The 26153-nt window shown below is 71.9% G+C and carries 23 protein-coding genes and 1 tRNA gene; 7 read left to right on the plus strand and 17 right to left on the minus strand.

The genetic code is table 11. The annotated features are described in order from the left end of the window. Positions 1 to 5: 5 nt before the first annotated feature. Genes AB0G20_RS04240 through AB0G20_RS04260 form a run of 5 tightly spaced genes read left to right on the plus strand, consistent with a single transcriptional unit; the run spans position 6 to position 4303 of the window. A complete protein-coding gene (locus AB0G20_RS04240) occupies positions 6 to 653 on the plus strand; it encodes an ABC transporter permease (protein ID WP_361295482.1) in 648 nt (215 codons plus the stop codon). Continuing rightward, entirely contained in the window at positions 646 to 1905 is a 1260-nt protein-coding gene (locus AB0G20_RS04245) for a betaine/proline/choline family ABC transporter ATP-binding protein (RefSeq protein ID WP_361295485.1), read from the plus strand. The genes AB0G20_RS04240 and AB0G20_RS04245 overlap by 8 nt, the downstream gene beginning before the upstream one ends. After that, entirely contained in the window at positions 1902 to 2708 is an 807-nt protein-coding gene (locus AB0G20_RS04250) for an ABC transporter permease (RefSeq protein ID WP_361295488.1), read from the plus strand. Before AB0G20_RS04245 ends, AB0G20_RS04250 begins: the two co-directional genes overlap by 4 nt. Beyond that, on the plus strand, positions 2705 to 3667 hold the full coding sequence (locus tag AB0G20_RS04255) for a glycine betaine ABC transporter substrate-binding protein (RefSeq protein WP_361295491.1): 963 nt from the start codon (positions 2705 to 2707) through the stop codon (positions 3665 to 3667). The genes AB0G20_RS04250 and AB0G20_RS04255 overlap by 4 nt, the downstream gene beginning before the upstream one ends. Before the next feature lie 51 nt (positions 3668 to 3718). Further along, positions 3719 to 4303, plus strand: coding sequence for a helix-turn-helix domain-containing protein (locus AB0G20_RS04260; RefSeq protein ID WP_361295494.1), 585 nt, complete (start codon positions 3719 to 3721; stop codon positions 4301 to 4303). 178 nt (positions 4304 to 4481) lie between these two features. On the opposite strand, the gene AB0G20_RS04265 is transcribed toward AB0G20_RS04260, so the two are convergent. The 6 genes from AB0G20_RS04265 to AB0G20_RS04290 all read right to left on the minus strand — a co-directional run bounded on the left by AB0G20_RS04265 (position 4482) and on the right by AB0G20_RS04290 (position 10507). Beyond that, complete coding sequence (locus AB0G20_RS04265) at positions 4482 to 5273, minus strand: S16 family serine protease (protein WP_361295497.1); 792 nt, start codon at positions 5271 to 5273, stop codon at positions 4482 to 4484. Positions 5274 to 5363: 90 nt separating this feature from the next. Further along, positions 5364 to 6005: a helix-turn-helix domain-containing protein gene (locus tag AB0G20_RS04270; RefSeq protein ID WP_361295500.1), complete on the minus strand. Its 642-nt coding sequence runs from the start codon at positions 6003 to 6005 to the stop codon at positions 5364 to 5366. 365 nt (positions 6006 to 6370) lie between these two features. Further along, on the minus strand, positions 6371 to 8170 hold the full coding sequence (locus AB0G20_RS04275; protein ID WP_361295503.1) for a DEAD/DEAH box helicase: 1800 nt from the start codon (positions 8168 to 8170) through the stop codon (positions 6371 to 6373). A gap of 138 nt (positions 8171 to 8308) precedes the next feature. Continuing rightward, a complete protein-coding gene (locus tag AB0G20_RS04280) occupies positions 8309 to 8692 on the minus strand; it encodes a type II toxin-antitoxin system death-on-curing family toxin (RefSeq protein ID WP_361295506.1) in 384 nt (127 codons plus the stop codon). Beyond that, positions 8689 to 8889, minus strand: a complete 201-nt coding sequence (locus AB0G20_RS04285; protein ID WP_361295509.1) for a hypothetical protein — start codon at positions 8887 to 8889, stop codon at positions 8689 to 8691. The genes AB0G20_RS04280 and AB0G20_RS04285 overlap by 4 nt, the downstream gene beginning before the upstream one ends. 40 nt (positions 8890 to 8929) lie before the next feature. Beyond that, the gene (locus AB0G20_RS04290; RefSeq protein WP_361295512.1) at positions 8930 to 10507 is read right to left on the minus strand and encodes an MFS transporter; all 1578 of its coding nucleotides are present in this window, start codon (positions 10505 to 10507) and stop codon (positions 8930 to 8932) included. 193 nt (positions 10508 to 10700) lie between these two features. On the opposite strand from AB0G20_RS04290, the gene AB0G20_RS04295 reads away from it, so the two are divergent. Next, positions 10701 to 10775 (plus strand) — tRNA-Cys (locus AB0G20_RS04295). Positions 10776 to 10794: 19 nt separating this feature from the next. On the opposite strand, the gene AB0G20_RS04300 is transcribed toward AB0G20_RS04295, so the two are convergent. Beyond that, positions 10795 to 11283, minus strand: coding sequence for a DUF6083 domain-containing protein (locus tag AB0G20_RS04300; protein WP_361295515.1), 489 nt, complete (start codon positions 11281 to 11283; stop codon positions 10795 to 10797). A gap of 254 nt (positions 11284 to 11537) precedes the next feature. Here AB0G20_RS04300 and AB0G20_RS04305 point away from each other — a divergent pair, with 254 nt between their 5' ends. Continuing rightward, complete coding sequence (locus AB0G20_RS04305; RefSeq protein ID WP_361295518.1) at positions 11538 to 12758, plus strand: LAETG motif-containing sortase-dependent surface protein; 1221 nt, start codon at positions 11538 to 11540, stop codon at positions 12756 to 12758. An 11-nt stretch (positions 12759 to 12769) separates the two neighbouring features. Here the strand turns inward: AB0G20_RS04305 and AB0G20_RS04310 are convergent, their stop codons facing one another. From AB0G20_RS04310 to AB0G20_RS04355, 10 genes are all read right to left on the minus strand, one after another. Then, complete coding sequence (locus tag AB0G20_RS04310; protein ID WP_361295521.1) at positions 12770 to 13936, minus strand: SUKH-4 family immunity protein; 1167 nt, start codon at positions 13934 to 13936, stop codon at positions 12770 to 12772. Positions 13937 to 14240: 304 nt separating this feature from the next. Beyond that, the gene (locus AB0G20_RS04315; protein ID WP_361295524.1) at positions 14241 to 16556 is read right to left on the minus strand and encodes a molybdopterin cofactor-binding domain-containing protein; all 2316 of its coding nucleotides are present in this window, start codon (positions 16554 to 16556) and stop codon (positions 14241 to 14243) included. After that, complete coding sequence (locus AB0G20_RS04320) at positions 16553 to 18727, minus strand: 2Fe-2S iron-sulfur cluster-binding protein (protein ID WP_361295527.1); 2175 nt, start codon at positions 18725 to 18727, stop codon at positions 16553 to 16555. The genes AB0G20_RS04315 and AB0G20_RS04320 overlap by 4 nt, the downstream gene beginning before the upstream one ends. Next, on the minus strand, positions 18724 to 19617 hold the full coding sequence (locus tag AB0G20_RS04325; RefSeq protein WP_361295530.1) for an FAD binding domain-containing protein: 894 nt from the start codon (positions 19615 to 19617) through the stop codon (positions 18724 to 18726). The genes AB0G20_RS04320 and AB0G20_RS04325 overlap by 4 nt, the downstream gene beginning before the upstream one ends. A 257-nt stretch (positions 19618 to 19874) precedes the next feature. Continuing rightward, entirely contained in the window at positions 19875 to 21497 is a 1623-nt protein-coding gene (locus AB0G20_RS04330) for a beta-N-acetylhexosaminidase (RefSeq protein ID WP_361295533.1), read from the minus strand. 1 nt (position 21498) lies between these two features. Continuing rightward, entirely contained in the window at positions 21499 to 22344 is an 846-nt protein-coding gene (locus AB0G20_RS04335) for a carbohydrate ABC transporter permease (RefSeq protein ID WP_361295536.1), read from the minus strand. After that, positions 22341 to 23192 carry a sugar ABC transporter permease gene (locus tag AB0G20_RS04340; RefSeq protein ID WP_361295830.1) on the minus strand — a complete coding sequence of 284 codons (852 nt, stop codon included), beginning with the start codon at positions 23190 to 23192 and terminating at the stop codon, positions 22341 to 22343. Before AB0G20_RS04340 ends, AB0G20_RS04335 begins: the two co-directional genes overlap by 4 nt. Before the next feature lie 278 nt (positions 23193 to 23470). After that, complete coding sequence (locus AB0G20_RS04345) at positions 23471 to 24769, minus strand: extracellular solute-binding protein (protein ID WP_361295539.1); 1299 nt, start codon at positions 24767 to 24769, stop codon at positions 23471 to 23473. A 211-nt stretch (positions 24770 to 24980) separates the two neighbouring features. Further along, positions 24981 to 25262 carry a DUF3039 domain-containing protein gene (locus AB0G20_RS04350; protein WP_104788937.1) on the minus strand — a complete coding sequence of 94 codons (282 nt, stop codon included), beginning with the start codon at positions 25260 to 25262 and terminating at the stop codon, positions 24981 to 24983. A gap of 29 nt (positions 25263 to 25291) precedes the next feature. Beyond that, complete coding sequence (locus tag AB0G20_RS04355) at positions 25292 to 25864, minus strand: YqgE/AlgH family protein (protein WP_361295833.1); 573 nt, start codon at positions 25862 to 25864, stop codon at positions 25292 to 25294. Between the last annotated feature and the right edge of the window lie 289 nt (positions 25865 to 26153).

The following is a 26153-nucleotide window of genomic DNA, read 5'->3' on the forward strand; positions in this document are numbered from 1 at the left end:
CGCGTGTGAACTTCTGGGAGTACCTGGTCAACCGGCACCAGCAGCTGCTCACGGACGCCTACCAGCACGCGAGCGCCGTCTTCCAGTGCATGGTCGTGGCGACCGTGCTCGGGGTGCTGATCGGCGTCGCCACCTACCGCAGCGAGTGGGCCGGGAACCTCGCGACCACGACCACCGCCACCATCCTGACCGTGCCGGCGCTCGCCCTGATCGGTCTGCTCATCCCCATCGTGGGCCTCGGCGTGCCGCCCACGGTGGTCGCGCTGACGCTGTACGGGCTGCTGCCGGTCGTGCGCAACGCGATCGTCGGGCTGCGCGGGGTCGACCCGACGCTGGTGGACGCGGCCACGGGCATCGGGATGTCTCGGCCGGCCCGACTGCTGCGGGTCGAGCTGCCGCTGGCCTGGCCGCCGATCCTGACCGGGATCCGGGTCTCCACCCAGATGCTGATGGGCATCGCGGCCATCGCGGCGTACGCCTCAGGGCCCGGCCTCGGCAACGTCATCTTCCGTGGCCTCGCCTCCCTGGGCAGCGCCAACGCGCTCAACCAGGTCCTCGCGGGCACGCTCGGCATCATCATCCTGGCGCTGCTGTTCGACGCCGCGTACGTCCTGATCGGACGGCTGACCATCCCCAGGGGGATCCGTGCCTGAGACCGGCGACCACGGCGCCTCCATCGAGCTGGAGAGCCTGACCAAGCGCTACCACGGCAGTGCGCAGCCGGCCGTGGACAACGTGAGCATGGAGATCAAGGCGGGCGAGGTCGTCGTCTTCGTCGGCCCGTCCGGCTGCGGGAAGTCGACCACCCTCAAGATGATCAACCGGCTGATCGAGCCGACCGGCGGCCGCATCCGCATCGGCGGCGAGGACGTCACCGACATGGACCCGGTCAAGCTGCGCCGCAAGGTCGGCTACGCCATCCAGTCCGCCGGGCTCTTCCCGCACATGACGGTCGCGCAGAACATCGGGATCGTCCCGAAGATGATCGGCTGGCCGAAGACCCGGATCAAGGAGCGGACGGAAGAGCTGCTCGACCTCGTGGGTCTGGACCCCGGAGAGTTCCACGGCCGGTACCCGCGCCAGCTCTCCGGCGGACAGCAGCAGCGAGTGGGCGTGGCCCGGGCGCTGGCCGCCGACCCCCCGGTGCTGCTGATGGACGAACCGTTCGGAGCCGTGGACCCGATCACCCGGGACCACCTCCAGGACGAGCTGATCCGCCTGCAGCACGAGCTGCACAAGACGATCGTCTTCGTCACCCACGACTTCGACGAGGCGATCAAGATCGGCGACCGGATCGCCGTGCTGCGCGAGCGGTCGCACATCGCGCAGTTCGACACCCCCGAGGCGATCCTGACCAACCCGGCCGACGACTTCGTGTCCGGGTTCGTCGGCGCCGGGGCGGCCCTGAAGCGGCTGAACCTGACCCGCGTACGGGACGTGGAGATCACCGACTATCCGACGGTCACGGTCGACGACCCGTTGCAGCAGATCTTCAACCGGCTGCGGGCCGGCGGCAGCAACGAGGTGCTGCTGCTCGACCGGCGCGGCCGCCCCTACAAGTGGCTGCGGCGCGGCGATCTGATGCGGGCCCGGGGCTCGCTGGCCCGCGCCGGGACCCTGGTGCACGACACGGTCACCCGGGACGCGACCCTGCGGGACGCGCTGGAGGCGGTGCTCACCGACAACGCCGGGCGCGTGGCGGTGACCGGGCGGCGCGGCGAGTACACGGGCGTCGTCGACATGGAGACCCTCATGAACTCCGTGCACGAGATGCTGGAGGCCGACCGGCTCGACGCGATGGAGCACCAGCACGAACTGGAGTCGCTGCGGGCCTCGCAGACGCACGCGGAGCAGGAGGGGGCCGCAGGTCCGGCGGGCGTGAACGTCCCGGGAGGGGAACGGTGACCGCCACGGAGGTCGAGGAGTCCTCCGAGCCTCTCGATGAGCCTGAGGCGCCCCCACCCGAGCGCCGGCCGTCCCGTCTCACCTGGCAGAAGCTGACGTTCCTGCCGGTCGCCCTGATCGCCGTGCTGCTCGCCACCTGGCTCTGGTTCCAGCAGGCCGACCTGGACGCGCTGACCCGCAACGCCCTGTCGGGCGGCCAGGTGACCAAGGCGCTGTGGCAGCACATCGAGCTGACCGTGATCTCCACGTTCTTCGTGCTGATCATCGCGATCCCGCTGGGCATCGTGCTGACCCGCGGGGCGGTGAGCAGGGCCACCCCCGTGGCGATGGCGTTCGCCAACATGGGCCAGGCGACCCCGGCGATCGGTCTGCTGGCCCTCCTGGTGATCTGGCTGGGCATCGGCCGCAGGGCCGCCCTGATCGGCATCATCGTCTACGCCATCCTGCCCGTGCTCTCCAACACGATCACGGGCCTGAAGGCGAACGACCCGACCCTGCTGGAGGCGGCCCGCGGCATCGGCATGTCCCCGATGGGGGTGCTGACCCGGGTGGAACTCCCCCTCGCGGTCCCGCTGATCCTGGCGGGCGTGCGCACGGCCCTCGTCCTGAACGTCGGGACGGCGACCCTGGCGGTCTTCGGCGGGGGCGGCGGCCTCGGCGTGCTGATCACGACCGGCATCACCAACCAGCGGATGCCGGTACTGGTGCTGGGGTCGATCCTCACGGTGGTGCTGGCGCTGCTGGTGGACTGGCTGGCGTCGATCGCCGAACTGATGCTGCGGCCACGGGGGTTGCAGCCATGAGGCGGAGCATGTGCCTGTCGGCGGCGGTCCTGCTGATGGCGGCGGCCGGCTGCGGCCTGACCAGCGGCTCTCCCCTGACCGACGATGTGGAGCCCGGCTCGATCGGCCGGGGTGAGCCGCTGAAGGGCGCGCATCTGACGGTGACGTCGAAGTCGTTCACGGAGCAGCTGATCCTCGGCGCGATCATGGGCATCGCGTTCGAGGCGGCCGGCGCGGACGTGATCGACCGCACCGGCATCCAGGGGTCCGTCGGCAGCCGCGAGGCGGTCCGCAAGGGCGACGCGGACGCCGGGTACGAGTACACGGGCACGGCCTGGATCACGTACCTCGGGCGCAGCAAGCCGATCACCGATCCGCAGCAGCAGTGGGAGGCGGTGAAGAAGGAGGACGCGAAGAACGGGCTGGTCTGGCTGCCGCCGTCGAAACTCGACAACACGTACGCGCTGGCGATGAACCAGGAGAACGCGAAGAAGTACGGCACGAAGACCACGTCGGACGTGGCGAAGCTGGCGAAGTCCGACCCGGGGGCCGTGAAGCTGTGCGTGGAGGTCGAGTTCGCGAACCGGGCGGACGGGTTGCCGGGCATGCAGAAGGCCTACGGCATGAACGTGCCGGCGCGGAACATCACGCAGATGGACACCGGGATCATCTACACGCAGACCGCGAAGGGCAACTGCACGTACGGGGAGGTGTTCACCACCGACGGGCGCATCAAGTCCATGAATCTGGCGGTGATGGACGACGACAGGAAGTTCTTCCCCAACTACAACGCCGCGCCGATGATCAACGCGAAGTCCCTGAAGGAGTGGCCGGCGATCGCGGAGGTCCTGAACCCGGTGACGGCGAAGCTGAACAACTCCGTGGCGCAGGCGCTGAACGCGAAGGTGGATGTGGACGGGGAGGATCCGCACCAGGTGGCGCTGGACTGGTTGGTGGAGGAGGGGTTCGTCAAGGAGTGAGTTACAAAGAGACCGTTGCAAAGGAGGCTTTGCAGCGCTACCTTTGCATGCATGCCCGAGCCCCAGGATCGCCCCGCTCATCAGCTCGACGCCCGCTCCCTGCGCGGCCTCGCCCACCCGCTGCGCATGCGACTGCTGAACGCGCTGCGCCGCGGAGGTCCCGCCACCGCCTCCCAACTCGCTGAAAAACTGGGCGAGTCGAGCGGCGCGACCAGCTATCACCTGCGACAGCTCGCCGAGTACGGCTTCGTCGAGGACGCCCCCGAGCACGGCAAGGGACGGGAACGGTGGTGGCGCGCGATCCACGGGGGCGTGCAGTTCGACGAGGCCCTGCTGCGAGACGCTGACCCGACGGTCCGCGGGGCCGCCTCCGTCTTCCTGCACGAGGTCGCGACCACGCACGCCCAGGAACTCTCGACGTTCCTCGGCACCACCCATGAATGGTCACGGGAGTGGTACCGCTCCTCGGACGCCAGCGACTTCACACTTCGCCTGCCGCCGGCGCTCGCCCTCGAACTCGTCGAACGCATGCATGAACTGGTGAAGAGCTACCGCGCCCGGGCCCACGCCGACGCCACCCCGGACGTCGAGCAGGTGCGCGTCCACACCCACGTCTTCCCCGTCCGCACCGACTGAAGGGATTCGCCATGCACCCGGACATCCACCTCACCCTGCACCACGCCCGCGCCGCGGAACTCCGAGCCGAGACCGGACCATGCCCGACGCGCCGTCCTGCCCTACGTACGCGGCTCGGCTGGACCCTCATAGAGGTCGGGCTGAAGCTCGCCAGCCGGCCCGGGCCGGTGCCCGCGCACTAGCAGCTGGGCACGGAGCCCTTCCCCGTCTCCAGGGCCACCAGGGAGCTCACCGTGCTCTTCAGCGTCGTCACCGGAATCAGCCGCAGGCCCTTCGGCAGCTCGGCCCGCGCGTCCCCGCACTCCGCCTTGGGGACCAGGAACACCGTCGCACCGTCCCGCTTCGCGGCCTGCGTCTTGAGGGAGACACCCCCTACCGCACCGACCCGGCCGGCCGCGTCGATCGTGCCCGTACCGGCGATGACCCGGCCGCCCGTGAGATCCCCGCCCGTGCCGTCGCCGTCGAGCTTGTCGATGATCCCGAGGGAGAAGAGCAGCCCCGCACTGGGCCCGCCCACGTCCGCGAGCTTCAGGCTGACCTTGACGCCCTTGTCGTCGAGGCCGAGATACCCCAGCGCGGCCTGCGTCGCCGCGTCCTGGGACTCCTTCATCTGCTTCTCGTTGTGCCGCTCGATCTCCTTGACGCTGTCCCCGCTCGGGTAGACGGAGTCGCGCGGCATGACCGCCTGGTCCGTGCGGAACCAGCTGTCGATCATGTCGGGGAGCGAGACGCGGGTGTCCGGGGAGGTCGCCTCGATGGTGGTCATCCGCAGCTGCCCCCGGGTGTCCCGGACCGGCGCACCGGAGATGGTGATCACCTCGGTGCCCTTGTTCTCGCCCAGCACGTTCGCCGTCAGGCCCGGCTGCGCCACCGAGAACGGCAGCGGCGCGAACACCGCCGTCGCGAGCAGGGCCACGACGGGCAGGGCGCAGACGGCGATGGCCTGGGGGCGCGTGAGGCGAGAGAACACGGGATCAATCTAACGCGGGAGGGGGATACGGCCGGGACCAGGGCGTCCAGGGCTCTGCCCGGGCACTCGGCGCCCGTCGGCCGCCGGCTGTCAGCGCAGCGCCTCCGCGACCTCCCGGGCCGCTTCGACGACCCGCGGCCCCACCCGTTCCGGCACCGCCTCCGCCAGCATCACCACACCCACGCTGCCCTCGACGCCCGTCACCCGCAGCAGCGGCGCCGCCGCCCCGCAGGCGCCAGCCTCCAGCTCCCCGTGCGTGAGCATGTAGCCGGGGTCGGCCATCGGGTGCTGCCGGGCCGCGAGGATCGCCTTGCCGGCGGCGCCCCGGTCCAGGGGGTGCCGGAATCCGGCGCGGTAGGCGACGTGATAGTCCGTCCAGGTCGGCTCCACCACGGCCACGGCCAGCGCGTCCGCCCCGTCGACCAGGGTCAGATGCGCCGTCGCGCCGATGTCCTCGGCCAGTGACCGCAGCGCCGGCATCGCGGCCTCCCGCACCAGCGGATGAACCTGCCGCCCCAGACGGAGCACCCCGAGCCCGACCCGGGCACGTCCGCCGAGGTCACGGCGTATGAGGGCGTGCTGCTCCAGCGTGGCGAGCAACCGGTACACGACGGTCCGGTTCACGCCCAGCCGGAGGGAGAGTTCGGTCACGGTCAGCCCGTGGTCCGTGTCGGCGAGCAGCTTGAGGACACGCAGTCCTCGATCGAGCGTCTGGGAGGTCTCCGCGGTCACGACGCCCACTCCTTAGTGGTGAGGTCGGCGGCCCCTCGGTCGGCGGATGCGTCACCGAGTCCCGTCGGTAACGCGCTTCAGAGGCCGCCGATCGGCCGGCGGCCCGGCCTGTCCGGACCGCGTCGCTTCACGGCTGCGCTCCGCGGCGGCGCTGCCACGGGGCGTGTGCGTAGCCGGACAGTAGCGAAGCAGGTTCGCTGAGCGGAAGGCTCCGTCCAGAATCCGGGCACCGCTCGGGGTCGACTGGCTCTGTTTGCCCGGATACGTACAACACGGGGCTCGTCGCGCCCCATGGAGCACACACGACACCCACACATGCGGAACGGGCCGGGCAATGGCCCGGCCCGGGTGAAAGACGCCCGGCGTCACTTCATCCGCGTAGCCCACTCCTGCACCTTGGTGATCCGCTGCCGCAACTGCCCCGCCGTCGCCTCAGCAGCCGGAGGCCCCCCGCACACGCGCCGCAGCTCGGTGTGGATCACGCCGTGCGGCTTGCCGCTCTGGTGGACGTACGCGCCGACCATCGTGTTGAGCTGCCGCCGCAGCTCCATCATCTCCTTGTGGGAGACCACCGGCCGCCGCTCTGCGGGCACTTCGAGCAGGTCGGCTTCCTCGTCCGGCTTCTTGCGGCTGTGCGCGATCTGCCGGGCCTGCCGCTTCTGCAGCAGCAGCTGCACCTGGTCGGGCTCGAGCAGTCCCGGGATGCCGAGGTAGTCCTGCTCCTCCTCGCTGCCCGGGTGGGCCTGCATGCCGAACTCGGCGCCGTTGTACATGACCCGGTCGAAGACGGCGTCGGACTCCAGCGCCTCGAAGGGCAGCATGTCCTGCTCGCCGGTGTCCTCGTCCTGCTCCCGGTTCGCCTCGTCCATCTCCTTCTCGGACTCGGCGTACGGGTCCTCCTCGCCCTCCTTCTTGGGCTTGTCGAGGACGTGGTCGCGTTCGCGCTCCATCTCGTTGGCGAAGGAGAGCAGGTCGGGCACGGTCGGCAGGAACACCGACGCGGTCTCGCCGCGCCGCCGGGACCGCACGAAACGCCCGACGGCCTGGGCGAAGAAGAGCGGGGTGGAGATGGTGGTGGCGTACACACCGACCGCGAGCCGCGGCACGTCGACGCCCTCGGACACCATCCGCACCGCGACCATCCACCGGTCGTTGTTCGCGCTGAACTCGTCGATCCGCTCGGAGGCGCCGGAGTCGTCGGACAGCACGAGGGTCGCCTTGCTGCCGGTGATCTCCCGGATGAGCTTGGCGTAGGCACGCGCCGAGTCCTGGTCGGAGGCGATGACGAGGGCACCCGCGTCCGGGATGGCCTTCCGCACCTCGGTCAGCCGCTGGTCCGCGGCGCGCAGCACGGACGGCATCCACTCACCGCGCGGATCCAGCGCGGTCCGCCAGGCCTGGCTGATGGCGTCCTTGGTCATGGGCTCGCCGAGCCGGGCGGCGATCTCGTCACCGGCCTTGGTGCGCCAGCGCATGTTGCCGCTGTAGGAGAGGAAGATGACGGGCCGGACGACGTTGTCGGCGAGGGCGTTGCCGTAGCCGTAGGTGTAGTCGGCGGCGGACCGCCGGATCCCGTCGTTGCCCTCCTCGTACGTCACGAAGGGGATGGGGTTGGTGTCGGACCGGAAGGGCGTACCGGTCAGGGCGAGCCGTCGTGTCGCGGGCTCGAAGGCCTCCAGACAGGCCTCGCCCCAGGACTTGCTGTCACCGGCGTGGTGGATCTCGTCGAGGATGACGAGCGTCTTGCGCTGCTCCACGCGGTTGCGGTGAAGCATGGGCCGGACGCCGACACCGGCGTACGTCACGGCGACCCCGTGGTACTCCCGGCCGAGCGGCCCGGCGCTGTACTCCGGGTCGAGCTTGATCCCTATCCGGGCCGCGGCCTCGGCCCACTGCTTCTTCAGGTGCTCGGTCGGGGCCACCACGGTCACCTGCTGCACGACATGGTGGTGCAGCATCCAGGAGGCCAGCGTCAGCGCGAAGGTCGTCTTGCCGGCGCCGGGGGTGGCGACCGCCAGGAAGTCCCGCGGCTGCTCCTGGATGTACTTGTCCATCGCGCCCTGCTGCCAGGCGCGCAGCTTGCTGGCGGTACCCCAGGGGGCGCGGCCGGGGAACGCCGGGGACAGGTGGTGCGAGGCAGAGCTGGTGCCGGCGGTGGTAGTCACGGTCTCCGTTGGGGGGTCGGGCGGCTCGTTCGAGGGAGCCTGACGGCTCGGCTACGTATGACAACCGGGCCACCCTACCGGCGTCCCGAGCCCGTCAACGCGCGGACCGGGCCGGGGCACCTGCGGGTGGGACCGACGTCACAGCCCCCTCAGCCGGGCCGCGATCCTCCCGACCTCGCCCTCGGCTCCGGAGGCGACGTCGACGACCAGCGCGTACGCCGTGTCCTGGTCCGCCCCGGCCAGGTCGATGCCGTTGAGGGCGAGGAAGGTGGCGGTGGCCAGCCAGGCGGTGCGCTTGTTCCCGTCGACCAGGGGGTGGTTGGCGGCGAGGGCGTGGAGCAGGGCGGCCGCCTGCTCGTACAGGTCCTCGTAGGCGGCCGTGCCGAACATCCGGGCGCGGGGCCGGTGCACGGCGGAGGCGAGCAGACCGGGGGCGCGCGCCTCGGGCGGCCGCCCGCCGAAGGCGACCTCGGCGATGGCGGTGACCTCGTCGACGGTCAGGTACCGGGTGTCCCTTGTCATTCGCCGAGCCTCCTCAGCAGGTCGGCGTGGTGCCGAGCGAGCCCCTCCGCGACGGCACGCACGCGGGCGCCCTCCTGGCGCAGGTGTTCGCGTACGGCGTGCAGCGCCATCTCTTCGGGTGTGCGGCCCTGCGCGTCCGCGAGGTCGTCGAGGGCGGTCCGCAGGGCGGGGTCGAGGGGCAGATCGAGGTGGGACATGCGCAGAGGCTACGGACGGGTCGCGGAGGAGACGACCGCTTTACGGCCGGCGCTCCCGCAGCCGTGTCGACACCCAGGCCCCGGCCAGCGCCACCGCCGCCATCGGCAGGAACACCGCGGTGAAGGCGGCCGGGTGGGAGCCGGAGGTGTGGGTGGCCGAGTGGGTCACGGTGCCGCCGCCCAGCGCGGCGAAGGCGGCGCCGCCGGCGGACAGCAGGACGACGTTGGAGAGACCGTCGGAGATCTGGAGGGCGGCGGAGTTGGTGCCGGCCTCCTCGGGGGCGGAGAGCTTGAGCAGGAGGACGCTCGTGGAGGAGATCACCAGCCCCATCCCGAAGCAGCCGAAAGCCCAGGCGGCGGCGACGGTCCAGACGGGCACGGAGTCGATCAGCACGCTCGGTGCGGTGGCGATGGCCGCGGCCACCAGCAGCATCCCGAGGGTGGTCAGCCGCTCCCGGTACGGCTCCACCCGCGACCGCGACTGCACCCACGAGCCCAGCGCCCACGTCCCGCCGCCCGCGGCGAGCGAGAACCCGGCCAGCGTCGGACTGAGCCCGCGCTGCGTGACCAGCATCAGCGGCACGAACGACTCGGCGGCGATGAAGGACCCGGCGGCGACGCCGCGCAACAACACGACGGACGGCAGTCCGCGGGCGGCCCGGTACGTGCCACGCGGGAGCAGCCCGAGCACGGCCGGCACGAGCAGGGCCACGCCCACGGCACCGGGCAGGAGCGAGAGCGGGCGCAGGTCCTGGGCGGCGTACTGGAGCAGCCCGGCACCGAGGGAGATGGCCAGGGCGAGCCGGATGCGCCGGCGGTCGAAGGAGGCGGGCGGGTCGTCCGGCGGGGCGGGCCGGTCGTCGGTCCGCGCCGGATCAGGAGTGACGGGCCGGTCGGCGAGGGCGGTCCGCTCCGCCGGGACGGGCACGTTCGGGCTCTCCGCCGCGGCGGACTCGGCAGTGGTGTGCCCCGCCGGGCCGGACGCCCGACGCCGTATCTGCGGCAGTGCGAGCGCGAGCGGGAAGACGACGAGCAGGGGTATCCCGACGAACACCCATCGCCACCCCAACTGTTCGGTCACCGTGCCGGCGGCGAGGGGGCCGACGATCGACGGCAGCACCCAGCTCGCGGCGAACGCGGCCATGATGGCCGGCCGCAGCCGCTCCGGATAGGCCCGCCCCACGACGACGTACAGCGCGACGATCACCAGCCCGCCGCCGAACCCCTGCACGGCCCGGCCCAGGATGAAGACCCACATCGACCCGGCGGTGCCGGACAGCAGCAGCCCGGCGCCGAAGGAGGCGATGCCCGTGGTCAACGGCCCGAGGGGGCCACGCCGGTCCGACCACTGCCCGGAGAGCACCATCCCGAACAGACTGGTCGTGAAGTACCCGGAGAACGCGAACGCGTACAGGGACACCCCGTCCAGCTCGCGAGCCGCGACAGGCATCGCCGTCCCCACCGCGGTCGCTTCGAAGGCGATGAGCAGCACGACGGAGACGATCCCGACACTCAACGCCCGGTACGCCGCCCCGAGCACGCCTTCTTCCCGCTCGGCCACGGAGGGCGGACCAACGGCTTCCTCGACATCGGCATCACGCGGTTTCGGGACGGTCATGCCCGCCAGCGTAAGGTCCACGCCCCACTGTGACCCCTGTCCCGAGACGGTCCCCGCCTGAGACCTTGGTCGTACGCCCCTGTTCTCGGCCACCCCCTTCATGAACGGCGTATGGCAGTCGCGTTGCAGCCCCCGCGATGCCCTTGAGCCCCACCCCACCCCGCCCTACGGTCAATTCACCGAGTTCAAACACGGCCGTGTGCCCGAGTGGTTCAGGGGCTCGCCTGCAAAGCGAGTTACGTGGGTTCGAATCCCGCCACGGCCTCCAGCCCCCACGGGGGAGCGTGTCAGCCGGCATCCGGAAGTGCTGCCGGGTCCGTGCCCTCGTCGGCCTTTCGTCGCGCCCTGCGCGCGTTCTCCGCGCGTACGGCGTCCAGCCATCGCCAGAGGCCGGCCTCCTCCAGGCTCAGGCCGGGGCAGGTGATGCGGTGCGGTACGCGGCACACGGCGCCGGGCGCGGGCTCGTCATCGCGGCTGTTCCAGGCCGTCCCGTTGGAGTCGACGTACCAGCGGTGCCAGGCGGGCACCATGTGGGCCGGCACCGGCATGTCCGGTTCGAGGAGAACGTGCCGGCCGTAGTAGGTGACACGCCGATCACCGGCCAGCCCGCAGTCGGGGCACAACGGCGGAGCGGGCGGCTCGGGCCCGGTGGCGCCCTCCCTCAGGGCCTGGACTCGGTCGGTCTTCTCCCAGGGCTGTGGCGCGTCCGGTGGCCGCTGCCGGTGTCCGTCGGGGTCGGGTAACGGGATGATGCTCGACTCGTCTGTGTCCCCCATGGCCCGAGCATGTGCGGGAGTCGGGGCGGGGAGAAGGGCGCGTTCAGGGCGCAACGGGGCAATCCGCCGGATCGAGGTTCGGGCGGACGAGGGGGCCGTCGCACCCACGTCAGTCGGCCGGTTACAGGGCGTCCGTAAAGTCGCACACAACCCCGAGCGCCTCTCAGGTGTCCAGGACATGACCGGTAGCCGTCGCTCCGGTCGTCGTGCCTCCGGGCCGACGAGGAATTCCGACTCCGACGAGGAGAAGAACCGTGCACCTCCGCCCCCCGGCAGCCGTCCTGGCCGCTGCCGTGATCGCCGTCGCCGGTCCCGCTGTCGCCGCGCCCCTGGCGCACGCCGAGGAAGGCGCGCCCGAGCTGGTCGTGTCGGCCCTGCCGTCCGCGGCTCCCAAGCCGGGTGAGGTGTACGACAAGTCCGTCACCCTCACCAACAAGGGCACGGCCGCCGTGGACGGTGTCACCTTCCGGGTGCGTCTGACGCGCGGGCTGGACTTCCCCGAGCAGGTGAAGGGCTGCACCTACTCGACCGTCAAGGAGCAGGTCAGGCAGGCGCTCTGCGAGCTCGACACGGTCATCGAGCCCGGCGCCTCCGTCACCACGCCCGTCCGGTTCAAGGCTCTGGACAACGCCCTGATGGAGGCCGTCGAGTACGGCACGAGCGCGAGCGGTGAGGCGCCGGGCGAGGGGTACGACGACAGCTACCGGCGGCTGACCCTGACCGCGGACAACACCGCCGACCTCGTAGCGGTCGGTGAGTCGACGGAGGCGCTGGCCGGCGAAGAGCAGTCGGTCACGGCGACCCTGCGCAACGACGGCCCCGGCTGGGTGCAGAACCAGGAGAGCGACGACCTTCCGGCCCTGCTGGTGCAGATCCCGCCGGGCACCGTGGCCGTCGGTGTGCCGAAGGAGTGCGCGCCGTTCGGGATCGACGGGCCGAGCGGACCGCAGGGGACCACGGGCAAGCCCAAGTACGTGTGCTGGCCGCAGGACGGGACCCTCGACGTCGGTCAGTCCCTGGACTACACCTTCACGCTGAAGATCAAGGAGTCCGCGCAGGACACCAAGGGTGAGGTCAAGGCGTCGTCCGTCTACGACATCGCCCCGAAGTACGACACGAACCGGGCCAACAACACCGCCGTGATCAGCATCGACCTGCCGAGCGACTACGAGCCGGAGCCGAGCCCCTCGGACGGCGCGAACGGCGGCTCCGGCAACGGCGGGAACGGCAACGACCCGGAGGGCCAGGCCGCCGGTGGCACCGGGGCCACGGCTTCCCCCTCGGCGTCGACCTCGACCGGCACCACGACCGGTGGCTCCACCGGCTCCACGACCGGCAGCACCACCGGCGGCAACCTCGCCTCCACCGGTTCCGACGGCACCCCGCTCCTCGCCGGTGCCGCGGCTGCCGCAGCGGTGATCGGTGGCGGCCTGGTGTTCGCCGTACGCCGCCGCAACGCCGCCAAGTCCGCCTGACGGCAGGGCCGTCAGAGCACCCCGCCCGCCTCGTCCTGGAACGCGTCCGTCCAGTAGTGGCGGACCGACCGGCCCGCGGTCACGCCCGTCGGGTCCACCGTCGACAGCACCTGGAGCATCGTCATGGCCAGCTGGTCGTAGGTGTCGGTCGTCAGCTCGTGGGACGACTGGGCGTCTATCGCGCGCTCGCGGTGCAGCAGCCAGAGCGTGAAGGCGAGGGTCGACACGTCCGTGTTGAGCGGGTACAGCGTCGCGTCGGGTTCGCTCCAGTTCAGGACCGCGCCCGTCGCGCCGTCGACGACCAGGCTGTTGTCCTCGACGAGGTGGCCGAGACGGATCAGGCGCTGGGCCCCGGCGGGAAGTTCCGCCGGGGCGTCGGTGTCGGCGTAGTACTCGGCGAGCGTCGCCAGGGGGACGTCCGTGTCCAGGGAGAAGACGTGGGCGTCCTCCGGCAGGCCCACTTCGCGCAGGAAGCGGCGGGTCGGTTCGTGCGTGAGGGTCGCGGGGAAGTCGACGTCCTCGAAGCGCGCCACCTTGCCGGCGCCGAACTCCTGGTCCAGGAGGCGGTGCGGGAGGTCCAGGGAGAGGCCGGACGCGCCGCCCCGGCCCGCCACCAGGGACAGGGGGCGGATCAGTGCCGCCATCTTCCAGAACGGGGCCGGTTCGCCGTCCGCGCCGTCGCGGAACACCGCCAGCAGGTGCTGGGACGCCTCCGCCACCGCCTTGAGGCCGTAGCGGCCCGCGTAGGAGGCGAACTGGCCGCGCAGGCCCGCCAGTTCGTCCGTGGCCTCCGCGAAGCGGACCAGCGTCCGCAGGGAGGGGGCCAGGGGGCGGCGGTCCATCAGGTCGGGGCGGTCGTGCAGGACGTACGTCGTCGAGATCTCGCCCGTCGCGCCGTCCAGCAGGACCGACTCCGTCTCCAGGCCGGCGGGGCCCAGCAGTCCGCCTATCACCAGCTGCTCGCGCAGCTCCGCCGAGAGGCGGTCGTCCGGGTCGCCCGTCGAGTCGGCGACCGTGCGCAGGCCCTCGCGGCTCAGCTCCGCGAAGCTCAGCACACCGCTGTCGCAGGGCAGTCCGGGGCCGGTCAGCCAGTGCCGCGCGGACGCGTGCGTCACCCACGGGTCCAGATCGGACTCGGTCAGGGTGATCACCGCGGAAACGGCGTCGGTCGTACTCATGGGCTCCCCCGCATGTGCTTGCTCACCGTCCCCTGGCGGAGCACGGCAGACCGCCCGGCCCAGCCCGGCAGCCGTTCCCCACTGCCCAGAACAGTACGCCCCACCACTGACAGCGCCACGGAACACGAACGCGCACCCGAAACGACACGCGTCCACCTCACAGGACGCTCGGACGACCCCCGCGCGTTCCCTCTGCGCCGAAATCGCTTTCCCTCTCCGGCGCACCGTCAGTTTCAGGAGCGTCGAGGGGAGTCCGGTGCGCGGGGTCCGGGTGGACCCGTGGACCCCGCCGGCAGCACGGGCCTCAGGCCCGTTCCGTGACCACCGCGGCCTGGGGGCGGATCGGGAGCCGGTTCACGGGCCGGCCCGTCGCGGCCCGGACGGCGGACGCGATGGCCGCCGGGGACGTCACCACCGGCACCGCGCTGACGGCCTTGGCCCCGAAGGGGGCGACCACGTCCCGCTCCTCGACCAGCCGGACGATGCGGATGTCGGGCGCGTCGAGGGCGGTCGGGAGGGCGTAACCGGTCAGGTCGGGGTGGCGGACGATGCCGCGCGGCGTGCGGAGGTTCTCGGTGAGCGCGATGCCCAGGCCCTGGGTCACACCCGCCTCGATCCGGGCGGTGAGCTGGGCCGGGTTCAGGACGCGGCCCACGTCCTGGGCGACGGCCAGTTCCACGACCCGTACGGAACCGATCTCGATGTCCACGTCCACCACCGCGCGGATCGCGCAGAAGGCCATGCCCACGAAGGCGTCGCCCTGGCCGGTCTCGTTCAGCGGCTCGGTCGGGTGCGGGCGGCACTGGGCGGTGGCCCACAGTTCCTTGCCGTCCAGCGCCTCGGTGACGGTCGTGGAGAGGACCCCGTCGTACGACGTGATCTTTCCGTCGGTGATCTGGAGCAGCTCCGTCGACATGCCGAACTTGTGGGCGAGCGGCTGGAGGAGCTGGGTGCGGACCATCTTGGCCGCGCGCTCCACCGCCCCGCCCGAGACCCAGGTGTGGCGGCCGCGGCAGCCCGCGCCCGCCGGGGGCTGGTCGGTGTCGACGGGCGCCACGTGCACCTCGTCGACGCCGAGCGTCTCCTGGACGATCTGCCGGGCCAGGGTCGTGAAGCCCTGGCCGGTCTCGACGGCCGCGCACAGGACCGTCGCGACGCCGTCGTGGACCTTCACGGTCGCCGTGGAGACCTCGTCCGCGCCCTCCGCGCCGAGCATGTGCACCATGCCCACGCCGTAGCCCACGCCCCGGCGCACCGCGCCCGGTTCGCCCGCGCCCTCGGGTCCGCCGGGCAGCAGCCACTCGTCCTCGGGCGTGTCCTTGGGCAGCGGCGGCAGCGGGAAGTCCCGTACGGCCTGGAGGAGTTCGGCGACCGGGGCCGGGCACGTCACGGTCTGGCCGGTCGGCAGCACGTCACCGGTCGCCAGGGCGTTGCGCAGGCGCACTTCGGCCGGGTCGATGCCGAGCTTCTTCGCGATCTTGTCCATCTGTGCCTCGTAGGCGGCGCAGACCTGCATGGCGCCTTCGCCGCGTACGTGGCCGGACGGGGGGTTGTTGGTGCGTACGGCCCAGCCCTCGATGAAGGCGTTCGGGACGACGTACGGGCCGCAGGCGAAGGCGACGGCGGCGGCCAGGGCCTCGGCGGAGGTGTCGGCGTAGGCGCCCGCGTCGAGCAGGATCTGCGCCTCGACCTTGACGAGTCTGCCCTCGGCGTCGGCGTGGTGGCGGTAGCGCAGCAGGGTGGGGTGCCGGTGGACGTGGCCGAGGAAGGACTCCTCGCGCGTAGCGGTGAGCTTCACCGGGCAGCCGGTGCGCAGCGCCAGCAGGCCGAGCGGGAGCTGGAAGCCCTGGTCCTCGCGGTCGGCCGTGGCGCCGGGGACGCCGGTCACGACGATCTTGACGCGCTCGGGTTCCAGGCCGAACGCGGCGGCGGCCGTGTCGCGGTCGGCGTGCGGGTCGGTGGAGGCGAGGTACAGCTCCACCCCGCCGTCCGGGCGCGGCACGGCCAGGCCCGCCTCGGCGCCGATGGGCGCGGGGTCCTGGCGGCCGATGCGGTACAGGCCCTCGACGACGATCTCGCCGGCCGCCTCCGGGTCGCCGTGGCGCAGCGGGATGTGCCGGATCAGGTTGCCGTCGGGGTGCAGCGGCTCGGCCTCGAATGCCTGCTCCGGGTCGGTCACCGGGTCGAGCACCTCGTACTCGACGATGACGGCGGCCGCCGCCATGCGCGCGGTGTCCGGGTGGTCGGCGGCGACGGCCGCGATGGGCTCGCCGTGGTGGCGCACGACCTCGGAGGCGAAGACCGGGCGGTCGGCCGTACGGCGGCCGTGCAACGGCCTGCCGGGGATGTCCTCGTGGGTGACGACGGCGCGGACGCCGGGCATCTCACGCGCGTGGGTGGTGTCGATGGACACGATGCGCGCGTGCGGGTGCGGTGAGCGCAGCACGGCCGCCCACAGCAGGCCCTCGGCCCACAGGTCGGCGGCGTACGGGAAGGTGCCCTCCGTCTTGGCGCGGGCGTCGGCGGGCGGGAGCGAGGCGCCGATGCCGTGCGGAAGCGGTTCGGGGGCGGGGGCGGGGGCGGCCTCCGCGGTTTGAGCGGTGGCTGCTTCGTTGCTCACGCGGGGCCTCCGTCCCGGCCGTAGGGCTGCTCATGCGGTTCTGGGGAGTGCGGTTCCGGGGTGTGCGGTTCCGGAAGCACTCCGAAGGCCGACGCGTTCACGCCACCGGCGCCCGGGCCGGCCTGGTGCGGGATGCGGGCCTCGTCGGTGTCGCCGTCGGCGGGCGCGGAGTGGGCCTCGCGTTCGGCGACGACCTCCTTGACGGCGTCGACCACGCCCCGGTAGCCGGAGCAGCGGCACAGGTTGCCGCACAGCGCCTGGCGGGTCTCCAGCTCGGTGGGCGCCGGGTTGCCCTCCAGGAGGTCGTGCACGGTCATCGCCATGCCCGGGACGCAGAAGCCGCACTGGACGGCGCCGCAGCGCGCGAGCGCCCGCTGCACGTCCGACGGCTGCCCGTCCTCGGCCAGGCCCTCGACGGTGCGGACCTCGCTGCCGGCGGCGGTCACGGCCGGGACGAGGCAGGACGCCACGAGCCGCCCGTCGACCTGGACGTTGCACGCGCCGCACTCGCCCTGCGAGCAGCCGTCCTTGGCGCCGGCGAGTCCGAGCCGCTCACGGAGCACGTACAGCAGGGACTCGCCGATCCACGCGTCGGTGACGGGGCGGTCGGTGCTGTTGACGCGCAGGACGTAGGAGGCGAGGGGGTGTTCCTCCTGGGGGGCGGCGGGGGGGACGTCGTGCGGGGCGGCGACGGCCGGCGCGTCCGGGCCGCCGGCCGGGTCGGCCGCGGCGGTGGCCGGGTCCTCGTCCGGGGCCGGGTCGTCCTGGGCCTCGCCGTCGGCGGTCTCCGGGCCGGTGTCGGCGTCCCCGAGGGCCGGGACGGGCCCGGAAGCGGGCTCGGAGGCGCTGTCAGCGGCCTCCGGGGCCCCTGGAGCGTCCTCGGAGGGCTCACCGGGTCCGGGAGCGGCCTGTGAGGCTTCCTGCGCGTCCTGCGGGAGCGCGGCGGCTTCCGTGTGCGCCTCGGGCAGGGGCTCCACGGCGTACTCGCCGGGGGCCTCGGGGTACGGCTGCCCGGGCGCGTGAGGGGGCATCGGGTGAGCGGCGGTGCCGGACGCCTCCGGCCCGTGCTCGGGGAACTCGGAGTGCTCCGGCGCGTGGTCGGCGAAACGGGACGGGTCCGCCCCGTGACCGGCCGCCCCGGGCTCCCCGGGCGCGTACGCGGCGTTCCCCGAGGACTCGGGCGCGTGGCCGTCGCCCGGCATCTCCGGCCCGTGGCCGGCGTCTTCCGGCGACTCCGGCGCCTGGCCGAACTCCCCGGGCCGGTGCGCGTGGCCGGTGTCCTCATGGACCCCCGGCGCGTGCGCGTCCCGCGGGTGCCCGGTTCCGGCATCCGGGTCCGTCTCCTGCGGCAGCGGCCCGGCGTCCTGCTGCTCCGGCGCGTATCCGGAGGCCGGTCCGGCGTCGCCGTGCCCGTACTCGTGCTCGTGGGGGTAGCCCGGCCCGGCCTCCTCCTGCGCCGCCGGGTCCTGCGAGTCCTGCCCCCACGGCAGGCCCGCGGCCTGCGTCGCCCAGGGCGCGGGCGCGCCGCCCGGCAGCGTGGCCGGCGGGGTGCCGCCCCACTGCTCGACCAGCGAGGACGTGGTGAACTCGCCCGATTCGTCCGGAAGGTCGCCGTCGGCGACGGGGATGGACCACTGCCCGGTCACGTCATGGCCGGGCGCGGCCTCGGCCGCTGCCGCGGTCTCCTCGAAGTTCCACTGCCCGGTCGCCCCCGGGTTGTACGTGAACCGGTCGTCCCCGCCGTGCTGCCGCGCCGCCGCGTCGGAGCCGTAGGGCGTCCCGGGGTCGTACGGCGTGTCCGTGCCGCCGTACGACTGCTCGGGCACGTCGTGGCCCTGCTGCTGGTGCGCGCCGTGCTCGTGGCCGTGCTGCGGGTACCCGGCGTTCGGGTCGTGCCACTGCGCCCCGTCGACCGGCGCACCCGGCACCGGCCACGCGCCCGTGGCCGCCGGGTCGGTACCGGCCGTCGTGGCGGGGTTGACCGTTATCTGCGGCGGCACGTAGCCGTGGCCGGGCGCGGCCAGGGGGCTGTCGGCGGCCAGCAGGGCGTCGACGCCCCCCTCGGGGAGTTCGACGAAGGCCGTGGCGCCGTCGTCGTACTCGCCCTGGGGCAGCGGGTCCCAGCGGCTGCCGCCCCGGGGCGTGCCCTCTCCGTGCTGGTCGTCGGTCACGACAGCGCCCTCCCCAGTGCTCGTCGGGCCAGCGCGGCGACGGTGCGCCGCAGGTGCAGTACGGCGGGCGGAAGCTGCGCGACCGAGCCGTCCTCGGCCGGCGCCGCGTCGGGGATGCAGGCCGCGGCGACGTACTCCCCGAAGGCGTTCAGGGCCTCCGGGACGAGCGCGCGGTTGTTGTCCCAGTCGATGAGGCTGCCGACCCACTGCTCGGCCTCCAGAGGCCGCAGCGGCATCGGCGCTATGGCACCCACCGCGCAGCGCACGCCCCGGCGTGCGGGGTCCAGGACCAGGGCCACGGACGCCACCGCGCGCCCCGGGCCGGTCCGGCCGGTCGCCTTCAGGAAGACCTGCGGGGCGTGCAGCAGCGGCACGCGCACGTAGCCGATGAGTTCGCCGGCGCGCAGCATGTCCACCCCGGCCAGCAGGTGCGACACGGGGATCTCCCGGCGGGCTCCGCCCGGGCCCGCGATGATCAGAGTCGCCTCCAGTGCGGCCAGCACCGGCAGCGCGTCCCCGGTGGGGGCGGCCGAGGCGATGTTGCCGCCCAGAGTGCCCGCGTTGCGGATGTGCGGCGGGCCCGCGGCGCGCGCGGCGGCGGCGAGCGCCGGGATCAGGGCCGCGAAGTCGGGGCGGCCCATGCGCGCGTGTGTGAGGCCCGCGCCGAGCAGTGCGTGACCGTCCAGGTACTGCCAGCCGCGGATCTCGCTGATCCGGCCGAGTCCCACCAGCGCGGCGGGCCTGAGCTGCCCGGAGTTGACGGCGGCCATCAGGTCGGTGCCACCGGCGACGGGCACGGCGGCGGGCACGGCGGTGAGCGCCGCGACGGCCTCGTCCAGCGTCGTGGGCAGCGTGACGGCCTGCGCCGCCTGCGGTGCGTGCGTGGTCAAACCGGCTGCCCCTTCCCGCTGCCCCACCTGGTCCCACCTGTGCTGCCGTACGGTACGTGCTGACAGGGCGGACGTGGCAACTCTGGCACATCTTGGCGAGAGCCGAAGACACGGGTCCGCTAGGAGGCATTCGCCCACCTCACCGGCGAGATGGTCCGTTTTCGCACAGGTTCACCAGTGCATGCCGATTGGCACTTTCGGTGACCCTTGTGCGCTTTTTCCGTGGCCTGTTCGAGCTGTTCGGTCGCGACGGGCTGCTACCGGTGGGGCGGCGGGCCGTCGATCGGGCGGCCCAGCACCCCGGGGCGCCGCTGCCAGGGCAGCGGGCCCGTGGGGGGCCGGTAGGCGACGCCCAGGGCGTCGAGTCGCCCGTAGTGCGCGGCCATACGGCGCTGGAAACCGGCGAAGTCCCGTTCCGCCGGGGCGGGCAGGGCGCTCCAGGCGACCTCCGAGAAGGCCGCGAGGCGGGGGAAGGCCTGGTAGTCCACGCGCGCCTGGTCCTCCATCACCTCGGTCCACAGGTTGGCCTGCGTGCCCAGCACGTGCCGGGCCTCCTCGGGCGTCAACTCCGGTGGAACGGGCTCGAACCGGTAGACGTCCTCCAGGGTGCGCACCCACCCGATCGGTACCGGCTCCTCGGGCCCCGGGGCCTGACGGTGGTCCAGGTACACCTGCTGCTCGGGGCACATGACGACGTCGTGGCCGGCCCGGGCGGCGGCGATGCCTCCCGCGTAACCGCGCCAGGAGGAGACGGCGGCGCCCTCGGCCAGGCCGCCCTCCAGGATCTCGTCCCAGCCGATCAGCCGGCGGCCGCGCTCGGCGAGCCAGGTGTCGAAGTGCCCGATGAACCAGGACTGGAGCTCGTCCTCGTCCGCGAGCCCGAGTTCCCTGATGCGCGCCTGCGCCGTCTTCGACCGCCGCCACTGGTCCTTGGGGCATTCGTCGCCGCCGATGTGCACGAACTCCGAGGGGAACAGCTCGAGTACTTCCTCGAAGACGCCCTCGTAGAAGCGCAGGGTGTTGTCAGTGGGGGCGAGTACGTTCGGGTTGATTCCCCAGGTGTCCCAGACGGAGAGGGCGGTCGTGTCGATGACGTCGGTGTTGCCGAGTTCCGGGTACGCGGCGATGGCGGCCTGCGAGTGGCCCGGTACGTCGATTTCGGGGACGACGGTGATATGCCGCTCGGCGGCGTAGGCGACGATCTCCCGGATGTCGTCCTGGGTGTAGTGGCCGCCGTGCGGCTTGTCCTCCCACAACGGCGAGGCCCGGTGGCCGGTTTTCGTACGGGCGCGCCAGGAGCCGATCCCGGTCAGCCGCGGATGCCGCTTGATCTCGATGCGCCAGCCCTGGTCGTCCGTCAGATGGAAGTGGAAGACGTTGAGTTTGTGCGCCGCCATCAGATCGAGGTAACGCAGCACGCCTTCCTTGGGCATGAAGTGCCGGGCGACGTCGAGCATCAGGCCGCGCCAGCGGAATCGGGGGGCGTCCTCGATCGTGAGGTACGGCACGGCCCAGGCGCGGTCCCTCCCGAGCGGGGCCCTGCGGTACGCGTCGGGGCCGAGAAGCTGCCGCAGGGTCTGGGCGCCCCAGAAGACACCGGCCGCGCTGCCGCCCTCGATGAGGACGCCGGAGCCGTCGCTGACGAGGCGGTACTCCTCGGGGCCGAGGCCGGGGTCGAGTTGCAGCCCGATGCCGCCCTCGGCGTCGTCGAGCTCCCGCCCCTCGCGCAGCGGCAGGCCGGTGGCCTGCCGGAGGGCGACGCTCAGCCAGTGGCCGACGCCTTCCGTTCCGGTGTCGGCGTAGAGCCGGGAGTGGCGCGTCAGCCGCACCTCGCCGGAACCGGCGACGGCACCGCGGGGCGCCGGAATCAGTTCGGTCACGTCAGTCCTTCACCGCTCCGCCCAGTCCGGAGACCAGGCGCCGCTGTACGAGTACGAAGAAGACAAGGACCGGGATCGTCATGACCGTGGAGGCGGCCATGACTCCGCCCCAGTCGGGGTCGTCGGGCTTGTAGAAGACGAGCAGGGCCATCGGCAGCGTCGACTGCGATGTGTCACTGATGATGAACGACTTGGCGAACAGGAAGTCGTTCCAGGCGGAGATGAACGAAAACACGCTGGTGGCCACGAGACCCGGCAGGACGAGCGGGAAAAGGATCTGCCAGAGGAATCGCGCCCGGGTCGCTCCGTCGATGTACGCGGCCTCCTCCAGCGCCTCCGGAACGGCTTTCACGAACCCCCGCAGCATCCAGATCGCGAAGGGCAGTGAGAAGGCGATGTGGGGCAGGATCAGCGAGCCCAGCGTGTTCAGCTGACCGGCGTCCCGCATGAGGAAGAACAAGGGGATCGTGAGGGCTTCCACGGGCACCATCTGGGCCACCAGAAACATGATCAGAAGGGTGGTCCGGAGGCGGAAGCGGAATCGTGTGACCGCGGTTGCGGCGAGAAACGCGATCAGCCCGGAGGCGATCACGACACAGCCCGCGACGGCGAGGCTGTTGAGGAAGTAGCGGCCGAATTCCTGCTGCCCGAGGACCCGTCGGAAGGAATCCAGCGAGGGCGCGAGCGTCCACGGCCTGGGTTCGCCGGACTCGATCTCCCCGGCCGGTTTGAAGGCGCTGAGCACCATCCAGTAGAGGGGGAAGGCGACGACGACCGTGGTCAGCAGGGCGAAGGCCTCCGCTGCCAGCCGGCCCGGGCGGCGCACACGGGCGCGTACAGGATTCACAGTTCCTCCCCCTGCCGGCGCAGCAGCCTCAGGTACATCAGGGTGACGGCGAGCAGGATCAGCAGCATGACGACGCCGATCGCCGAGCCGAGGCCGTACTGCGAGGACGCGAAGGCCTGCTGGTAGGCGTAGACGTTCAGGACGAGGTTCTGGCCGGCGATGCCGCCGCCGTTCGTCATGACGTAGATCTGCGTGAAGACCTTGAAGTCCCAGATGACCGACTGGATGGTGACGACGACCAGGATCGGCCGGAGCATCGGGGCGAGTACGGAGCGCCAGATGCGCCACTGCGAGGCGCCGTCGAGGGAGGCGGCCTCCAGTACTTCGACTGGTACGGCTCGGATCCCCGCGTACACGGTCACCATCACGAACGGGAAGGAGCACCAGACCACTTCGAGCAGCACGAGGAAGAAGGCGCTGAGACGGCCGTAGGTCCACGAGTGGTCGCCCAGGCCCAGCATTCGGTTCACCGGGCCGAAGTCCGGGTCGAAGAGGAACAGCCACACCGTGGAGCCGGTCACGGCCGGGGTCGCCCACGCGCCCAGGGCGGCCAGCATCAGCGCGAGCCGCGGTACGGCCCGCACGCGCGTGAGGAGTACCGCGAGGGCGCAGCCGACGGCGAGCGTGGAGACGACACAGGCCGTCGCGAACAGCACGGTGGCGAGGAGCACCTGCCAGAACTGCGGGTCCCCGAACAGCTCGGCGTAGTTCCCGAACCCCTCGAAGGTGGCCGGCTCCCCACCGCTGACCTGCGCCTGTGTGTACTGGAAGAAGGAGATCAGCCCGAGCTGCCAGATCGGGTAGACGAGCAGCCCGCCGAGCACGACGAGCGCGGGCGCGAGATACAGCCAGGGCGTCCAGCCGCCGGCGCGCGGGGACCTGCCCGGCCCGGGCCGGCGCGGACCCGCCCGGCCGCTGCGCTTCCCGCGAGCGTCCTCGGCCGAGGGCCCGCCCGGCGAATCGCCGCCCTGCCCGGCGCGGGCCTCGGCCGAGGCCTCCCGAGTCCTCCCGGCCGGGGCCGACCTCGCGGAGGCGGCCTTCTCCACACCGGCTTCAGGCGCGCCCACACCGGTTGCAGGCACCTCCCCGCCCGTTTCAGCCGATTCCGTGCGGTCGTTCACCGGGCTCACCCCGCGGAGCCGAACGCGGTGTTCATCTTCTTCGCGGCGTCCTCGGAGGCCTTCGCGACGTCCTTCTTGCCGCTGATGACCTCCTGGAACATGGTCGGCAGGACGAGGGAGGAGTCGATCTGGGCCCAGGCGGGCGACGCCGGGACGAACTCGGTGCCGGCGGAGAGGGTCTGCACGAAGGGCTTCACGAACGGTTCCTGCCGTGCGACCTGCTGCCGGACGTCCGTGAAGGTCGGCAGGAAGCCCATCGCGTCGAAGAGTTCGCTCTGCGTCTTCTTCGAGGCGAGCTGCTCCATCAGCCGGACGGCGAGCGTGCGGTGGGACGTGCTCTTCAGGACGCCGATGTTGTTGCCGCCCGCGAAGGCCGGAGCGATCGAGCCGGACTTCACTCCCGGCAGCGGGACGACGGCGTACTTGCCCTTGACCTTGCCGGCCTCGACGGCGGTGTGGCTGAAGTCGCCGCCGATCGCCATGCCCGCCTTCCCCGCGGCGAACGCGGAGACCGTGTCGTTGCCGCCCATGCCCGCGCACTTGGCGGCCGGGCAGTTGTCGTCGCCGAAGAGGGAGGTGTACGCCTTGATGCCCTTGCGGGCCTCGGGGCTGTCGATGCCGGAGGCGTAGGAGCCGCCCTTGCCGCTCGCGAGCTCACCGCCGTGGGCCCACACGAACGGCATCGCGCCGTAGGTGTAGGCGCCGCCGACCACCAGCCCGTACAGCTCGGGCTTCGCGGCGCGTATCGCGCGGGCCGTGGAGGCGAGTTCGTCCATCGTCCTCGGGACGGACAGGCCGAGCTCCTCGAAGACGTCCGTGCGGTAGTACAGGGCGCGGACGCCGACGTAGAACGGGGCGCCGTAGAGCTTGCCGTCCACCGTCACCGACTGCTTCGCCGTCGGGTCGGTGTCCTTCGCCTCGCTCCAGTCGCCGAACTCCTCCGTGACGTCGAGGAGTCCGCCGTCCTTCACATAGCCGGCCGTGTCGGTGTTGCCGTACTCCATCACGTCGGGCGCGGAGGCGGGGTCGTTGAAGGCGGCTTTGACGCGCTGGGCGCGGGTCTCGACGGGGATGTACTCGACGTCGACCTCGGTGCCCTCGTGGGCCTTCTCGAAGCCGGCGACGACGGAGTCGACGACCTTCTCCTTGGGGTCGTTGCCGACCTCCTGGAAGAGCCAGACGCGGAGCGTGCCGGTCTTCTCGTCCTTGTCGGAGGAGGAGTTCGAGGAGGTCTGGGGCGCGCAGGCGGTGGCCAGGAGAGCGGTGAGCGCGGTGAGCCCGGCAAGACGGACGGACAGCTTCATGGAGTGTTCCTCCGAGAGAGTGTTGCAACATGCGCAATGAAGGTTTCGCTGTGCACAACACTTCGGAGGCTAGGGACTGCATGAACACGCCCACAAGAGGTCTCAACCACTCTGTGACCGGCGGACGCACCCCTTGCAACGCCCGGACAGCACAAAGGCCCCCAGGGCGCGCAAAACGCACCCTGGGGGCCTCACGCCCCGTGGGCCGGGCCTACTTGTCGCCCTTGCCGTTGTCGTCGTCGCCGGAGCTCATGGACTCGTAGATCTCCTTGCACATGGGACACACGGGGTACTTCTTCGGGTCGCGGCCCGGCACCCAGACCTTGCCGCACAGCGCCACGACGGGGGTGCCGTCGAGGGCGCTCGCCATGATCTTGTCCTTCTGGACGTAATGGGCGAAGCGCTCGTGGTCACCGTCACCATGCGAGGTCTGCGGCGTCGGCTCAACGAGGGTCCCCGTACCAGTCCCGCGCTCGGGCTCGAGAGTGCTCATAGGGCCAAGGGTACTGAAGCTCACAGACATCAGTTGAGCGAAGGGTCGTCCGGGTACGTCGCCACCATCGCCAGCTCGCTGCGCTGGCGGCGCAGCACCTCGCGCCAGAGCCGCTCGGGAGAAGGGGACGACACGTCACCGGGCTCCGATTCGACGACGTACCACGCGCCCTCGACCAGCTCGTCCTCCAGCTGTCCCGGGCCCCAGCCGGCGTACCCGGCGAAGATGCGCAGGGAGCCGAGGGCGGAGGCCAGCAGCTCCGGCGGGGCCTCCAGATCGACCAGACCGATCGCGCCGTGCACCCGGCGCCAGCCCAGCGGGGCGGCCTCGCCGGACGCGCCGCCGGGGACGACCGCGACACCGAGGGCCGAGTCCAGCGACACCGGACCGCCCTGGAACACGACACCCGGTTCCACGGCGAGATCCCCCCAGCCCTCCAGGATGTCGCCCACGCCCACCGGGGTGGGGCGATTGAGGACGACACCGAGGGAGCCCTCCTCGTCGTGGTCGAGGAGCAGCACCACCGCGCGGTCGAAGTTCGGGTCCGCCAGGGAGGGGGTGGCCACGAGCAACCGCCCTGTGAGCGAGGACACCTCGGTCATGGCAGACATGATCCCGCATTCTCCCTTCGCGTGGGGAGGCAATGCGGCACAGGGAGGGCACGCAGCCATGAATCGAAAAGGTGGCCTGGTAAGGCCTCGGTTGAGGGTGGCGGTGGGAGACGGGCGGGCGCACCGGAGCGTCCCATGCGCACAAAAGCGACCGTGACCCCACGTGCCCGGCACGGAACCGTTCGTGTTGTGACAGAGCTATGACGTGGCTGGGTCCGCCTCAGGCTTACAGAAGGGGGGTGGTGGGCGATTACCCTTTCCCTCCTGGCCCCTGCCCGAC

The organism is Streptomyces sp. NPDC024017 (assembly GCF_040638895.1).
GTDB lineage: Bacteria > Actinomycetota > Actinomycetes > Streptomycetales > Streptomycetaceae > Streptomyces.